Origin of the sequence: Bacillus sp. NSP9.1, assembly GCF_000465465.2 — a bacterium.
Classification (GTDB): domain Bacteria; phylum Bacillota; class Bacilli; order Bacillales; family Bacillaceae; genus Bacillus; species Bacillus sonorensis_A.
On sequence record NZ_CP048273.1, the window covers coordinates 771,444 to 785,364 of the forward strand.

Here is a 13,921-nt window from a genome sequence, read left to right on the forward strand (position 1 = left end):
GTTTGGCTTTTTATTCAAAGTGAAAGGGGAATCATGATGACGGCTCTGCTCGATTCGCTCTATAAGAGGATCGGATACCGGTCCAATCAGCCTGTGACATTTGCCGATCTGCCTGAATTTTTATCATTAATGGCCCTTCAGTTTCCTTTTGAAAACAGTGCGGTTTTAAACAAGGAACGGATACCGATGACAAAAGAAGGTTTGGCGGACGCCTTGCTCAACAATCAGCGGGGCGGATTATGCTATGATTTAAACGCTTTTTTATATTATATTCTGAAGGAAATTGGTTTTTCTGTTGAGCTGGTTCAGGGAACGGTCTTCAAAGAAGATACGCAAACATGGACGCTGACAGGAACACATGTCGCCGTTGTCCTGCGGGAAGGCCATGATACTTATCTCCTTGACACGGGCTTCGGCACCAATCTTCCGCTTGCACCTGTCCCGTTTTCAGGAGAAACCGTCACTTCGAAAACGGGGGCTTACCGCGTCAGAAAGACCAAGACGGATAAAGGCGATTATCTTCTTGAAATGAATAAAGGTGAAGGCTGGCAGAAGGGGTATGCCTTTACATTAAAGCCGATCGATGAAAAAGTGCTCGCAAGCGTTCGCGATGTCATTTTTGATGATGAAGGATCACCATTTAATCAAAAGCCGCTCGCATCCAAACTGACGAAGAACGGAAAAGTGATTTTGTCAAAGGATCATTTGACAAAGCATACGGAATACGGGGTGACAAAAGAAAAGGTGAAGGACGGGGAATTTGCAAACATTTTTAAAGATATATTCTTTGATGAATAGCATAGCTTAGCCGGCATGCCGGCACCCGTCAAAAAACTTCTTTCGTTCAGGCGCCTCTCAGGTCATCCACAAGAAGATACGAGAATACAAGTGTTTGTCTTGAGAAGATTCGGTGTGAACAAAAAAGGATCGGGCGATTACCGAAAAACAAATGGGGTTTCTGTTTTTGATCCCGTTTGACGTCGGATCCATGCCGCCTCCCTGCGTATAAAGTGCTCAGCAATATGCTCGGCTCCAATCTGATGTTGAGCGCAGCAGCCGACATCGACGTTTATTTTATCTTCAAGACCGCTTACTATACGGCTCGGAAGGTGTATGAACAGGCCGTTTGACATCATATTATATTTAATAAAGTAAAAATAAAAGCTGGTGAACCATATCGAGCGATTCGCCAGCTTTTGTTTTTTTGTATCTGAGCGATGGTCATCCGTCACTCATTTCCTCACGGCGAGAAGTTTAAGCTCGATGTTGATGTCCACTTTGCACAAAGGTGTGGTGTAGTCTTCGGACGCCGCGGTTTGTTTGACATAACCAGATGCGCTCCCCACATCTTTTTGGTAAAGCGTTCGGCCTTCTTCGCTTTTCCGTTTTTAATGCTCCTTTTCTTTTCGTGCCTCATACACCGGATGATAGTCCACTTGGCGATTTTCGTAATGTACTTGTTCACATCTTGCTATTTAAACGAAACTCGAACACGCATCATTTCTCATCATTCTTCTAACTGGACGCCACGGCGGCGTAATTGGATGTACTCCGATAGCCCGATGTCCATATTAAGGATCATTCAACCTTTTATCGTGTTCCACAATGTTGTTCCATATAATTGTGACCCCAATCTTCTAATGCTTTGAGAATTGGAAATAGACTTTCACCTTGTTTTGTCAAGGAATATTCTACTTTAGGGGGAACAACTGGATATACTTCTCGATGAACGAGTCCGTCTTCTTCCAAATCCCTAAGTTGAGTCGTCAACATTTTCTTTGTGATAGCCGGAATGAGTTTTCTAAGTTCTCCAAATCGCTTTGTTCCTTTTAAGCCTAAATGACATAAAATAATCAGCTTCCATTTACCCTCTATAACAGACAATGTTAGTTTCTTCTCAGAATACATGCCGTCATCTTTTTCCTTCATCTGTTCTAAATGTTTTTTTCCCCAGTCATATAACATATCTAGAATGGGCAATAAACTTTTCCCTTGTTCTGTTAAGGAATACTCTACTTTAGGGGGCGCAACGCGATACACTTCCCGATGAATGAGTCCGTTTTTCTCTAATTCTCTCAGCTGATTCGTTAACATTTGTTGTGTGATTTTAGGTGTTAATTGCTTAAGCTCGTAAAAGCGTTTTGTTCCTTTTAAACCTAAATGACATAAAAGAGTCAGTTTCCATTTTCCCTCTAGGATAGACAATGTTAATTCTTTTTCAGGGTATATTCCTTTGATTGTTTTCGTCATCATCCCATCCCTCTCTCTTGCATTAGTCTATTTTAAGATACTATATCAGAAAAAAGTGCCTACTTACATAAATAAGGTTTTGTATCTATTATAGATGATGACAAATTTCTATATAGAAGATTTAGTGATTTGATTTATCTGGATAGGATAAAAATTTGACCAGCAGGAGGAATAATCAATGAAATTACAATTAGCGTTAGATCTTGTCAACATTCCGGAAGCGAAGAAAGTCGTCAAAGAGGTAGAAGAACATATTGATATCGTAGAGATTGGTACACCCATTATTAAAATTGAAGGGCTTAAAGCTGTTCAAGAAATAAAAGAAGCTTTCCCCGGGTTGCAAGTATTGGCAGACTTAAAAACAATGGATGCTGCAGCGTATGAAGTACAGAAAGCTTCCGAAGCAAATGCGGATATCGTGACGATTCTAGGCGTGGCTGAAGATGAATCGATTAAAGGAGCTGTTGAAGAAGCGAAAAAGCAAGGGAAGGAGGTTCTTGTTGATTTGATCGCGGTGAAAGATATCGAAGCGCGGGCAAAAGAGCTAGATACATTCGGCGTCGATTACATTTGTGTACATACGGGCTATGATCTTCAAGCCGTCGGTAAGAACTCATTCGAAGATCTTCAAACTATTAAACGTGTTGTTCAACATGCTAAAACAGCTATCGCCGGCGGAATTAAACTGGAAACATTGCCAGAAGTGATCAAGGCCCAACCGGATTTGGTTATTGTCGGCGGGGGAATCGCTGGGCAGGAAGATAAAAAAGCTGTTGCAGCCAAAATGCAAGACATGATTCAACAAGGTTGATCCGATGAAGACTACTGAATTTTTACAGGAAATCATGAAGGAGCTCAATCATTCAGTAGGTTTAATCGCTGATGAGGAAGCTGAAACATTAGTAGACAAAATTCTTGAATCCAAAAAGATCTTTGTGGCTGGAGCCGGCAGATCAGGATTTATGGCAAAATCCTTTGTGATGCGAATGATGCATATGGGGATCGACGCTTATGTTTTAGGTGAAACGGTGACGCCGAACTTTGAAGAACATGATATTTTAATGATCGGCTCAGGTTCAGGTGAAACGAAGGGGTTGGTTACCATTGCTGAAAAGGCAAAAAGTATTGGCGGAACAATTGCCGCTGTTACATTAGTACCGGAATCAACGATTGGAAAGCTTGCTCATTTCACCATTCAATTACCCGGGGCAGTCAAAGACCGAACCAACAGCGATTATCAAACCATTCAACCGATGGGCTCACTATTTGAGCAAACCCTTTTGCTTTTTTATGATGCGGTTATCTTAAGGTTGATGGAGAAAAAGGGATTAGATACAAATAAAATGTATGGAAAACATGCCAATCTAGAATAATTGCAGGGGTCTGTCCTTTGTACACCATCGGCCATTTCGTTCACAACACGCGCCTTCCCGGAAGGAATGAGGTCGGATGAATCCATACTGCTTAGAATCAGTATGGAAAACGTAGAAAAAAGCTGTCCCAAAAGGTCAATTTCTTATGATCTTTTGGGACAGCTCTTTTTTTATTGAAAGGCCGAAAACGCGTTCCAGTTCTTTTTCGCCTTTAGGCGTGACGGTGACAGCTCTTGTTTTCGGACGGCGCCTGATCCAATCCATGCGGAAAAATAAGTCCAGCAATGCGGCCCCTAAAGCTCCCGCAATATGGTGCCGTCTTTCGCTCCAATCGAGGCACTTGTGGCAAAAGGAGCGGCGCTTTCTTCGGACTTGGGAAATGTCGATACCCAGTTCTTTGAAGCATGCGGCGCCTTTTTCAGTCACAGCAAAAGCGCTCTCCTCTTCTTGCAAAAATCCCATTTCCACAAGCCGTTCAGCAAGTATGACACCGAGTGTCCCGGCCAGATGATCATAGCATGTCCGCGCTTTTCGGAGCGCTTGATCTTCGGCTGACTGCCTGAGGGAGCGAATCTCGCCGGGGGGTGCAATGTTCAGAAGACCTTCCAGCGCTTGGGCAATGTTTGCGTTTTTCAGGCGGTAATAACGATGCCGGCCTTGTTTTTGGCAGAACAGCATATCGGCATCCGCCAGCTTGGAAAGGTGAAAGCTTGCAGTCTGCGGCTTAATACCAGCAAAGCCGGCAAGCTCACTGGCCGTATAGAAGCGGTCATCGAGCAGTGCGGTTAACATGGCTGCCCGCGAAGAATCGCTGACAAGCTTTGCGGTCTCGGCCATTTTCGTCGGATGAGCGTTCATCACGTTTCCTCCTCCTAAAATGTAATCGATACTTCGATGATAATCGAATGAATGATGAATTACAATGAAAGTATGATAGGAGGAGAGAGAGATGAACCAAACAATCAAAGAGATCGAGCCAAGTATTTTATATTACGGGACGCCTGTCATTTTGCTCAGCACGCTGAATGAAGACGGTTCAACAAATATCAGTCCGCTTTCATCTTCCTGGGCGCTCGGGGACTGCATCGTGCTCGGAGCCGGCACCTCAGGAAAGGCCTTTGAAAACATCCAGAGGGAAAGACAGTGTGTCATCAATGTACCTGATCCATCATTATGGAGAAACGTAGAGCAACTCGCTCCTTTAACCGGCAAGCATCCCGTCCCAAAAGACAAAGAACGGCTCGGCTTCACTTTTCACAAACGAAAATTTGCGGCAAGCGGCTTTATGCCGGCTCCTTCCCTGTCGGTCAAGCCTGATAGAATCGCTGAATGTCCGCTTCAAATCGAAGCCGAGGCCGCGAGCATCCGGATTCCTGAACATTCTCCATTCTTCGCAGTCATCGAAACAAAAGTGCTGAAAGTCCATGCACATGAGCGCATTATCAAAGAGGGAAATCACATTGATCCGCAGAAGTGGAGCCCTTTGATTTATAACTTCAGACATTACTTTAGACTCGGCGATGAGCTTGGTAAGACGTTTCGAGCCTGAGCTGCGTATCGCCAGACGGCTATCTCAATTCTTTCACAATGTTCTGCGGCCGTCTTCCTTCAAGGCCGTCAATCATGTTTTTTGCGGCGCATTTCAGCATGTTGATATGAGTGATGCGGGTGGATGAGCCGATATGGGGAAGGAGTGTGACATTGGGAAGACTGATGAGCGGATTGTCCCCGGCAATCGGCTCTTTTTCAAATACATCAAGCCCCGCCCCTTTAATCCATCCTTCCTCCAACGCTTTGATTAACGCTTTTTCATCAACGGTTTGGCCGCGGGAGATGTTAATAAAGATGGCCGACTTTTTCATCCGCTTTAATTCGCGTTCTCCAATGAGGTGATATGTTTCCTCTGTAAGCGGTGTGATCAGAACGATGAAATCTGAACGCTCCAGAAGCTGATGAAAATCCGTATACACGGCGCCCGTTTTCTTTTCGGTCTCCGGTTTGCGGCTGCGATTGTAGTAAAGGACCTCCATGTCAAAGCCAAAGGCGGCCCGTTTGGCGACCTGCTCGCCAATGCGTCCCATCCCGATGATACCGAGTGTTTGATGATGAACATCGCTTCCAAACAATGTTTCATCATCCTCGGACTTGGTCCATTTGCCTTGACGGACATAGCGGTCAAGCTCAGCGATTCGGCGAGCTGAAGCCAGAATCAGCCCAAAGGCGAGATCGGCGACGGTATCGTCAAGAATGTATGGTGTATGCGTCCCAATGACAGAATTCTCTTTCATCGCTTCAATATCAAAATTGTCATAGCCGACGGAATTGTTGCTGACGATCTTTAATTTCGGTGCACAGGATAATAATTCACGATCAATTTTTGTTCCGGACGTCAAGAGACCTTCCGCTTCCCCGATTTTTTCAAGCAGCGTGCCCCTGGGAATACGCTCCCGCGACGGCCAAATTTCATATGTACAAGCTTTGCTGAGAAGCTCCTCAATCTCTTTCGGTATCGGTTTTGTCACGTATACAAACGGCTTCATCTGCATTCTCCCTTTCGAAAAATAAGATCTACTGCCATTATAGAGGAAAAACGGATTTTGCAAAAACACAGGACTATCAGATCATTTGTTTAAGAAACACATATTCATAAATTATTGTTTCAATTTTTTAATTTATTTTAATACATGAATATGACTATAAATCCAAAAGTTTACTTTCCTAATTTGTTTCCAGTTTTGTTTTTATAGGTGAAGAAAAGCGTAGATTTTATTATTTTAGAAAGATATAAAATTTGATTTTTAAAAATTTTCAGTACATTTTTAGTGAATTTTTGGAATCAAATCCAAAGGCAGGATCCATGTGCTATAATGCGTCTGTAACAATATCAAGGTCATATGACTATGAAAAGGAGTGAGAGAAGAATGGCTAATTTATCTTCCATTTTGAAACACAACCAGTCTTTTGTAGAGGAAGAGGGGTACAAGTTTTACGAAACGACAAAATTTCCTGAGAAAAAGCTTGTGATTTTGACATGCATGGATACACGTTTATTGGAGCTGCTCCATCATGCTATGGGGTTGAAAAATGGAGACGCAAAAATTATCAAGAATGCGGGAGCCGTTGTTTCTCATCCTTTTGGAAGCGTGATGCGCAGCATTCTTGTTGCCGTTTATGAACTGAAGGCCGAAGAAGTCTGCGTCATCGGCCATCATGAATGCGGCATGGCCAGTCTAAATGCTTCATCTATTCTCGAAAAGGCTAAACAGCGGGGAGTGGGAGAGGACTGCCTGGAACTATTAGAAAACGCCGGGGTCGATTTGCGGTCGTGGATGACGGGTTTTGCCAGTGTAGAAGACAGTGTCTCACACAGCGTCAATATGGTGCGGAATCATCCGCTGATGCCGCCGGATGTTCCCGTTCATGGATTGGTGATCGATCCAAGGACCGGCCGTTTGGAAGTTGTAGAAGATGGATATGTTCAGGAAGATGCACCACTCTCAGGTATAGGTAGAACGTGATGGGGAGGATTGGATGAATGCTACGTTTTTCAGGCAGATTTGAAGGATATAACCTGAAACGGTTTCAAAAAGATATTGTTGCAGGGACGGTTGTAGGCGTCGTTGCGATTCCGCTCGGCATGGCTTTTGCGATTGCCTCAGGCGTGAAGCCGGAGCACGGCCTTTACACCGTGATCGTCGCCGGGATTTTAATCTCTCTTCTTGGGGGATCGAAATACCAGATAGGCGGGCCAACAGGCGCGTTTGTGCCGATTTTGTTCGGAATCGTGCTGCAATATGGATTTGAGAATCTGTTAATCGCCGGTTTTATGGCTGGAGCGATATTGGTCATGTTGGGGCTGCTGAAGCTCGGAAAGGTGATCAAATTTATTCCCCGCCCCGTCATTATCGGGTTCACAGCCGGGATAGCAGTGATTATTTTTACCGGGGAAATCGCAAAGTTTTTAGGCTTAAAAGATGTCGAGAAGCATGAAAGCTTCTATATGAATATGAGGGAGATCGTCATTAATCTCGATACCATCGGTTTTTACAGCGTTTTGACAGCTGTTGTATCCCTCTTCTTTGTGCTTTTTACACCGAAGATTTTGCCGAAAGTGCCAGGTGCGCTGGCCGGCCTTTTCATATCGACGGTGATGGCGACCATGCTGTTTCCGGAACAAGTGGTCACCATCGGCTCCGCATACGGAGAGATCCCGCGCAGTTTACCGAGCTTTCAGTTTCCGGAACTGTCATTGGAAAAGATCATCTATTTGCTTCCGCCGGCGCTTGCGATTGCAATGCTTGGAGGAATTGAGTCACTGCTTTCCGCAATGGTGGCCGACAATATGAAAAGGACAAGACATGACAGCAACAAAGAGCTTGTCGGGCAGGGGATTGCGAATATGGCGGCGCCGCTGTTTGGAGGCATTCCAGCGACAGGCGCGATTGCCCGCACGGCGACAAATATTAGGACCGGAGCTGCTTCACCGGTTTCGGGAGTCGTCCATGGCGTGTTTGTTCTCCTTGTTCTCCTCTTGTTTGCGCCATATGCCTCACTGATCCCGCTTGCAAGCATGGCGCCGATTTTAATGGTTGTCGCCTGGAACATGAGCGAGCGGAAAGAGTTCGTTAATATTTTGAAAATTAAAAATTCCGATTCCGTCGTTCTTGTCGTCACCTTTCTTTTAACGGTATGGCAGGACCTTGTATTTGGCGTGGCCGCCGGGATCCTTCTGGCGATTATCATGTTTATCGCGCGGATGAGCCAGTCGTTCCGCATTAAGAGGGATGCGTCAGAATCGATTATTCAAGCGGCTGCCACAGCGGAGGAAAAGAAGTTTCACCGCTCAGTCAGCATCTACACGGTCGAAGGCCCGCTCTTTTTTGGCTCATCAAACTCGTTGGTCGATTCGATTTTGGACAAGAATCCCCCGCCAAAACTGTTAATTTTGATGATGAATAAAGTAGATTATATGGATTCGTCAGCAGAAGGCTGCCTGATGACGATTGTCGATCGCGTTCATCAGCAAAACGGAAGGGTCATGATTGTCGGCCTTCAGCAGCAGCCGCGTGAGCTTCTGCATAAAACAGGCCTGTTTCATAAAATCGGTAAAAAGCATTTTGTCGACCGGCCTGAACAAATCTTTGATGTGACATAATCGTTGAAACCGCCTGTTTCGATAACAGGCGATTTTTTATTGATCGTTTGCTTTGACAAAAGCGCCTTTTTTCATTACAGCAACAGCCGTCTCTTTCATCGAACGCACATTCTCCGAAAGAGCGGAAGCGGGGACTTTACAGCCGTGAGCGACGACTTTTGGGTCGATCCAGCGTACTTTTAATGTTTGATGAACGGTGAAATCGTCCTTGCTGCCTTGTTTGACATGCGCTTGGGCCATACCGAGCTTTTCCATCCTGTCTCTGAAGCGGGACTCCTGCCTAAGCGTCGCGAGCAGTTCCCTGTCGGTCTTAAAAAAATCGTCACGACTGATCAGTTTTGTCTCCAGCGCCTGCTGCAACAGCCGGCTGAGCGTGTGCAAGGCATATACATTGAGGGGATCCATGAAAAAGCCGGTCACTTCCCGATAATAAAGGCGTGTGAACCATTCGGCATGCTCGACTGAAGTACAGCAGATTTCATTTTCAAATACGGTCATCCCCGTTCGTATAAATTCGGCAATCTCCTCTTTGGCGGCAAAGCCGTAAGCATAAGAATCGCGAAGCGTGTAATCGATCCGGTCTGCACATAACGCCGGAGCGGGCTGTTCGAGCAATGTCCATTTTTTGACGTCACCTAAAATCTCTTCCCAGCTGAATCCGTATGTATGGAGAATGTCCGGTATATCAGAATGCCTGACCCATTTGTCAAACACACGCTCATGATAATCTTCATTTTCCATCTGAAATACATCATCAACGACATGGGAAAATGCCGTATGGGAAACATCGTGAAGCAAGCCGGCGATTTGTTCCTCAAGGCTGCCTCCGAGCTTCCGAATCAATAGCATCACACCGGTGCTGTGTTCAAAGCGGCTGATGTTCCATGAAGGATTGACGAGAAAGCATGCTCCGCCCTGATGGATGCCTTTAAGCCGCCGAAGTGCGTTTGAATCGATTAAATCGATGAGCACAGGTTCCAGATCAGCTTTTCCGTAAAGGCGGTCATCAATCTTCATCCTGCCGGAATCTTTCCGTCAGTTTTTTTTGATGGGCTTCCATCATCTCTTCCAATGTGATGTCGTAAATGCCGGCGAGCATGATCAAGTTTCCCATGACATCGCCCATCTCTTCGACAAGCTCCTGTTTTAATTGAAGCGCCGGCTTTTTCGCCTCGTCCGGCCGGTCTCTGCCGATTTCATAGGTCCTGACAGCCCTTGCCAGCTCACCTGTTTCCTCCATCAGAAAACCCATGCGGATGAAAGGGCCGTATTCGCTCCATCCCCTTTTTTGATAAAATGCTTTCGTCCATTGTTCCGCATCTGTTAACACTAATAAACACTCCCATTCAAAAAATTCTATTATATTATCGCACATGAAATGAACAATATATAGTACAATGTTAATTGTTTTAATCAGTATATTGAGTTGGAGTGAATGGGATGAAAACGGTATGCGTATATTCAGGGTCAAATATGGGAGCGAATCCGGAATACAGAAGTAAAGCGGCCGAGCTCGGCGCTTACATAGCCCAAAAAGGGATCCGGCTTGTCTACGGAGGATCAAGAATGGGATTAATGGGTGTGATTGCGGATACCGTACTGGAAAATGGCGGGGAAGTGATCGGTGTCATGCCGAAGGGACTTTTTAAAGGGGAAGTTGTCCATCAGCAATTGACAGAGCTGATTGAAGTAGAGGGCATGCATCAGCGCAAAGCAAAAATGAGTGAATTGGCCGATGGCTTCATCGCGATGCCCGGCGGATTCGGTACATTTGAAGAGCTGTTTGAAGTGCTGTGCTGGGCGCAGATCGGCATCCACCAAAAACCGATTGGACTCTACAATGTGAACAATTACTATGAACCGCTGATGCAAATGCTGAAGTACAGCATCCAAGAAGGCTTTTCAAACGAATCACACCTTCAGCTGATCCATGCTTCCGAAAGTCCGGATGAATTGATCGGGAAGATGAATGATTATCATTATCCGGTGTTAGAGAAAAAGTGGAAGGATTTTTAAAGATTCATTACATAAGGAAATGAGGGGGAAGCCGGCAAAATGCTTATAAGAAAAGAGCTGCCATCGGCAGCTCTTTGACTTATTTTTGCGAGTCGACATTGCGTGTCAGCACTTTATCAATCAAGCCGTATTCTTTTGCTTCTTCGGCCGTTTTGAAGTTGTCGCGGTCTGTATCGCGCTCGATCACTTCAAGCGGCTGTCCTGTGCGCTCAGCAAGGATTTTGTTCAGCTTGTCGCGCAATGAAAGAATGCGCTTCGCGGCAATTTCAATTTCAGTCGCCTGACCTTGGGCGCCTCCAAGCGGCTGGTGAATCATCACTTCACTATTTGGAAGGGCATAGCGTTTCCCTTTCTCACCGGCAGCAAGAAGGAACGCACCCATGGATGCCGCCATTCCCGTACAAATCGTAGAAACCTGCGGCTTGATAAACTGCATGGTGTCATAAATCGCCATACCGGCTGTGATTGAGCCGCCAGGGCTGTTAATGTAGATGCTGATATCTTTTTCAGGATCTTCAGCTTCAAGGAATAAAAGCTGTGATACAATGGAGTTCGCAACATTGTCATCGATTGCCGATCCCAGCATAATGATGCGGTCTTTCAACAGGCGTGAGTAAATGTCATACGCTCTTTCCCCGCGATTCGTCTGTTCAATGACTGTAGGTATTAAATTCATAATGCTCCTCCTTCACCTTAAAAGGTAAGTATGTAGTTTTATCATACATTTTTGGTCAATAAAGGTCAAACAAAAAGCAGTCTTCATCAAAAGACATACTGGGCTTTATTTTTCCCACTTTCAATTAAATTCAAACAATACGGCAAAAATCCTTCATCAAATCGGGATAAAGGCAAACAAATTTAAAGATACTGGCATTGACTTATTTAAGATAAGCCCTTATAATATGTATTGCTGACGTTAAAAAATATGCGCTCGTAGCTCAGCTGGATAGAGCGGTGGTTTCCGGTACCACGTCTGCCGGGGGTTCGAATCCCTCCGAGCGCGTCATATACGTTTTAGCCCCGTCAGATCAACATTTTCCGACGGTCCGTTAAAGCGAAAAGGGTCCGAATGGACACGAACCGGAGCGAAATGTGACCGGCCAAAATCGGTTGGTTCGCATCACCTAAAACGATATAGTCCGATTCAGCAAACGCAACCTCGCGGATAAATAAATCCGGGAGGTTTTTTGTTGTGGCCGTTTTGAAACGTAGGAAAGGTGTCAGGAATCGGCGCGAGACGGGACGGAATGGGAAGAACTGAAGCAGCTACTTACGGAAATGTCGGAGTATTCGGTACCTTTAACGCATGTATTCGTCAATCAGTACGGAGAAAAGCTCGCCAAAGATTCTTTACGGAAAAGGGCTGACAAATACGGAGAGAAGGCGGATCGGAAAAAGAATGCCGTCCAAAGAAGAAGACACAGACAACCGCCAAAAACGGCTGAATCTGTTGGCGCTCTAAGGCCGAATCCGATTTTTGCGTGTTCTATTTTCGCACACTAAAAAGGCACCTTAATTGGGCCTTAATTTCATGTTCGGAAACAGTATTCGATTGTTGTTTGATCATAACTTATTTTGAATTCCGTCTTTATAAACTACTTTTCTTCATCAGACTTTTTCACTTCTTCAAACCATAAGTCAAAAATATCATCAGGTAACAGCTCATCATCATTTGAATATACTAAATCGTATCTATAGTTACCCTTCAGACTGTTTTGCTTTACATCGTAAATTAATTTTATTTCTGTAGGCATCTCATGGTCAAATTCAGTGCATTTACTATGGATTTCTTTTAAATTTTCAATCCCGATATCTAAAACAGCCTCTTGCCGATTTTCTGATGTATCGTATTTCTCACTATCTTCTACTGCATCGTTAATCTTATGCTTATACACATACTTGCCATTTATTTTATAAAAAACATCAAATGCATACATATCTGGTTCATATGAACAATAAATATAAACAGCATCTGCCTGATTATCAACATACTCAAGACAAATATCGACCATATCTGTTTGTAATTCAGATAAATAATCTTCAAATGTTTTAGTCACAAAATCACTCCTAATTCTCTAAAGTTACTTTCTTTAAATTGCCATCGTGTTTCCTTTTCCACAAGATTAATCGACGCGTTCAAATTGGACGACCGGACAGTTAAGTATTCGCAAATTTGCGCAATCACCTTTAAAGCGACGAACTCTCCGGCTGTCAACTCAACTTTTATTTTCTCCTATTTCCTCGACATGAAATAATTCTTCAATAGGCACATTTAATCCCCTGTTAATAATGGAACCCGACAGGAAATGCGAGTGGAAGATCGTACAGGACTTCGCACTTTTCGCCGATTCCCCATTCGCCCTGTTCTTAATTTCGAGACCGTTAATCGCAATAAGTGTCTGTAAAGGGTTGCGGATGCTCGAACGGATATAAAATCGGGTTAGGTTTCCGGTACCATGTCTGCCGGGGGTTCGAATCCCTCTGAGCGCGTCTGGTAAACTGTGAAAAGACAAGGGTTAGGCATTTGCCGTCCTTGTCTTTTTTATACTTCAAACCAATCATTTTCGATCGCATTTTCACTTTCATCTAAAATAAATGATAAAAATGATCTGCCGTATGGTACATGCCTTTTTCTTAAGCACTCCAATTGACCACGGGATGTAAAGAAAGAAGAATCTGCTCTTTTTGAGAAGGCGGAAAATAGGATGGCTGAATACCTACATAAAGAATACAAAGGGATAGAAAAGATTACGTACTATGATGATTGCTTTATTGACTCAACTGGAGCTATTACCGTGAAAGGTTATTTGAACGGTGATAAATCTAAAGAGTTCGATGGCTTATATGATCCAGTAGGTGATAAAATAGGTAGCTCATCTGTAGATGCAGAAGAAAAATAAAGCCTGTCATTCTGTTACTTCTGATAGTTAAAATCAAATGCTATTTTTTTGTGAAGTAACTCAAATAGTTAGATTGGTTATTTTTGTTGAAGAACTTGGGTAGGACTGAATTATACAGAAATCAGGCCTTTTTATTTATCACATTTTCGATCTCTTGTTAAAAATGCCAAAGAATTTTAATTATCGCAAAAACAGCATCACTCTAGTATACCACCCTAAATCTAGCA

General features: G+C 44.1%; 15 protein-coding genes, 1 tRNA gene and 2 pseudogenes. 10 read left to right on the forward strand and 8 right to left on the reverse strand.

The window, feature by feature from the left end:
* Positions 1-36: 36 nt before the first annotated feature.
* The gene (locus tag M654_RS03765) at positions 37-798 is read left to right on the forward strand and encodes an arylamine N-acetyltransferase (protein ID WP_026588876.1); all 762 of its coding nucleotides are present in this window, start codon (positions 37-39) and stop codon (positions 796-798) included.
* 792 nt (positions 799-1,590) lie between these two features.
* Here M654_RS03765 and M654_RS23760 read toward each other — a convergent pair.
* Both M654_RS23760 and M654_RS23765 read right to left on the reverse strand, forming a co-directional pair.
* Entirely contained in the window at positions 1,591-1,929 is a 339-nt protein-coding gene (locus M654_RS23760) for a winged helix-turn-helix transcriptional regulator (protein WP_026588874.1), read from the reverse strand.
* Between the two features lie 60 nt (positions 1,930-1,989).
* Positions 1,990-2,253: pseudogene (locus M654_RS23765) on the reverse strand (winged helix-turn-helix transcriptional regulator); the annotation flags it as partial.
* A 175-nt stretch (positions 2,254-2,428) separates the two neighbouring features.
* Between M654_RS23765 and hxlA the strand changes: the two are divergent.
* Complete coding sequence (gene hxlA, locus M654_RS03775) at positions 2,429-3,061, forward strand: 3-hexulose-6-phosphate synthase (protein WP_026588873.1); 633 nt, start codon at positions 2,429-2,431, stop codon at positions 3,059-3,061.
* Positions 3,062-3,065: 4 nt separating this feature from the next.
* Complete coding sequence (gene hxlB / locus M654_RS03780) at positions 3,066-3,623, forward strand: 6-phospho-3-hexuloisomerase (protein WP_026588872.1); 558 nt, start codon at positions 3,066-3,068, stop codon at positions 3,621-3,623.
* A 135-nt stretch (positions 3,624-3,758) separates the two neighbouring features.
* On the opposite strand, the gene M654_RS03785 is transcribed toward hxlB, so the two are convergent.
* Positions 3,759-4,481 (reverse strand): ArsR/SmtB family transcription factor, encoded by a 723-nt coding sequence (locus tag M654_RS03785; protein ID WP_026588871.1) that lies wholly within the window; start codon positions 4,479-4,481, stop codon positions 3,759-3,761.
* A gap of 91 nt (positions 4,482-4,572) precedes the next feature.
* Between M654_RS03785 and M654_RS03790 the strand changes: the two genes are divergently transcribed.
* Complete coding sequence (locus tag M654_RS03790) at positions 4,573-5,172, forward strand: flavin reductase family protein (protein WP_026588870.1); 600 nt, start codon at positions 4,573-4,575, stop codon at positions 5,170-5,172.
* A 19-nt stretch (positions 5,173-5,191) separates the two neighbouring features.
* On the opposite strand, the gene M654_RS03795 is transcribed toward M654_RS03790, so the two are convergent.
* Positions 5,192-6,163: a 2-hydroxyacid dehydrogenase gene (locus tag M654_RS03795; RefSeq protein WP_026588869.1), complete on the reverse strand. Its 972-nt coding sequence runs from the start codon at positions 6,161-6,163 to the stop codon at positions 5,192-5,194.
* A gap of 381 nt (positions 6,164-6,544) precedes the next feature.
* Between M654_RS03795 and M654_RS03800 the strand changes: the two genes are divergently transcribed.
* Both M654_RS03800 and M654_RS03805 read left to right on the forward strand, forming a co-directional pair.
* The gene (locus M654_RS03800) at positions 6,545-7,141 is read left to right on the forward strand and encodes a beta-class carbonic anhydrase (protein ID WP_026588868.1); all 597 of its coding nucleotides are present in this window, start codon (positions 6,545-6,547) and stop codon (positions 7,139-7,141) included.
* A gap of 17 nt (positions 7,142-7,158) precedes the next feature.
* Positions 7,159-8,778 (forward strand): SulP family inorganic anion transporter, encoded by a 1,620-nt coding sequence (locus M654_RS03805; RefSeq protein ID WP_026588867.1) that lies wholly within the window; start codon positions 7,159-7,161, stop codon positions 8,776-8,778.
* Between the two features lie 36 nt (positions 8,779-8,814).
* Here the strand turns inward: M654_RS03805 and M654_RS03810 are convergent, their stop codons facing one another.
* Positions 8,815-9,795, reverse strand: a complete 981-nt coding sequence (locus M654_RS03810) for an HD domain-containing protein (protein WP_026588866.1) — start codon at positions 9,793-9,795, stop codon at positions 8,815-8,817.
* A complete protein-coding gene (locus M654_RS03815; protein WP_051290436.1) occupies positions 9,785-10,153 on the reverse strand; it encodes a MazG nucleotide pyrophosphohydrolase domain-containing protein in 369 nt (122 codons plus the stop codon). The genes M654_RS03810 and M654_RS03815 overlap by 11 nt, the downstream gene beginning before the upstream one ends.
* 65 nt (positions 10,154-10,218) lie before the next feature.
* Here M654_RS03815 and M654_RS03820 point away from each other — a divergent pair, with 65 nt between their 5' ends.
* Positions 10,219-10,794 carry an LOG family protein gene (locus M654_RS03820; RefSeq protein ID WP_026588864.1) on the forward strand — a complete coding sequence of 192 codons (576 nt, stop codon included), beginning with the start codon at positions 10,219-10,221 and terminating at the stop codon, positions 10,792-10,794.
* A 79-nt stretch (positions 10,795-10,873) separates the two neighbouring features.
* Here M654_RS03820 and clpP read toward each other — a convergent pair whose 3' ends face one another.
* Complete coding sequence (gene clpP / locus M654_RS03825; RefSeq protein WP_026588863.1) at positions 10,874-11,470, reverse strand: ATP-dependent Clp endopeptidase proteolytic subunit ClpP; 597 nt, start codon at positions 11,468-11,470, stop codon at positions 10,874-10,876.
* Positions 11,471-11,721: 251 nt separating this feature from the next.
* Between clpP and M654_RS03830 the strand changes: the two genes are divergently transcribed.
* Together M654_RS03830 and M654_RS03835 are read left to right on the forward strand one after the other, a co-directional pair.
* A tRNA-Arg gene (locus M654_RS03830) sits at positions 11,722-11,797 on the forward strand.
* Positions 11,798-12,100: 303 nt separating this feature from the next.
* Positions 12,101-12,256 (forward strand): hypothetical protein, encoded by a 156-nt coding sequence (locus M654_RS03835; RefSeq protein WP_163170544.1) that lies wholly within the window; start codon positions 12,101-12,103, stop codon positions 12,254-12,256.
* A gap of 133 nt (positions 12,257-12,389) precedes the next feature.
* Here the strand turns inward: M654_RS03835 and M654_RS03840 are convergent, their stop codons facing one another.
* Entirely contained in the window at positions 12,390-12,851 is a 462-nt protein-coding gene (locus M654_RS03840) for a hypothetical protein (protein WP_026588862.1), read from the reverse strand.
* A gap of 600 nt (positions 12,852-13,451) precedes the next feature.
* Between M654_RS03840 and M654_RS03845 the strand changes: the two are divergent.
* Positions 13,452-13,694, forward strand: a pseudogene (locus M654_RS03845) (DUF1433 domain-containing protein); the annotation flags it as partial.
* Between the last annotated feature and the right edge of the window lie 227 nt (positions 13,695-13,921).

Coding starts and splice junctions, on each gene's coding strand:
- M654_RS03765 (WP_026588876.1), top strand. CDS start 37: ATGACGGCTCTGCTCGATTCGCTCTATAAGAGGATCGGATACCGGTCC.
- M654_RS03810 (WP_026588866.1), bottom strand. CDS start 9,795: ATGAAGATTGATGACCGCCTTTACGGAAAAGCTGATCTGGAACCTGTG.
- hxlA (WP_026588873.1), top strand. CDS start 2,429: ATGAAATTACAATTAGCGTTAGATCTTGTCAACATTCCGGAAGCGAAG.
- M654_RS03815 (WP_051290436.1), bottom strand. CDS start 10,153: ATGTGCGATAATATAATAGAATTTTTTGAATGGGAGTGTTTATTAGTG.
- M654_RS03785 (WP_026588871.1), bottom strand. CDS start 4,481: ATGAACGCTCATCCGACGAAAATGGCCGAGACCGCAAAGCTTGTCAGC.
- M654_RS03820 (WP_026588864.1), top strand. CDS start 10,219: ATGAAAACGGTATGCGTATATTCAGGGTCAAATATGGGAGCGAATCCG.
- M654_RS03790 (WP_026588870.1), top strand. CDS start 4,573: ATGAACCAAACAATCAAAGAGATCGAGCCAAGTATTTTATATTACGGG.
- M654_RS03795 (WP_026588869.1), bottom strand. CDS start 6,163: ATGAAGCCGTTTGTATACGTGACAAAACCGATACCGAAAGAGATTGAG.
- M654_RS03835 (WP_163170544.1), top strand. CDS start 12,101: ATGTATTCGTCAATCAGTACGGAGAAAAGCTCGCCAAAGATTCTTTAC.
- M654_RS03800 (WP_026588868.1), top strand. CDS start 6,545: ATGGCTAATTTATCTTCCATTTTGAAACACAACCAGTCTTTTGTAGAG.
- M654_RS23760 (WP_026588874.1), bottom strand. CDS start 1,929: ATGAAGGAAAAAGATGACGGCATGTATTCTGAGAAGAAACTAACATTG.
- hxlB (WP_026588872.1), top strand. CDS start 3,066: ATGAAGACTACTGAATTTTTACAGGAAATCATGAAGGAGCTCAATCAT.
- M654_RS03805 (WP_026588867.1), top strand. CDS start 7,159: ATGCTACGTTTTTCAGGCAGATTTGAAGGATATAACCTGAAACGGTTT.
- clpP (WP_026588863.1), bottom strand. CDS start 11,470: ATGAATTTAATACCTACAGTCATTGAACAGACGAATCGCGGGGAAAGA.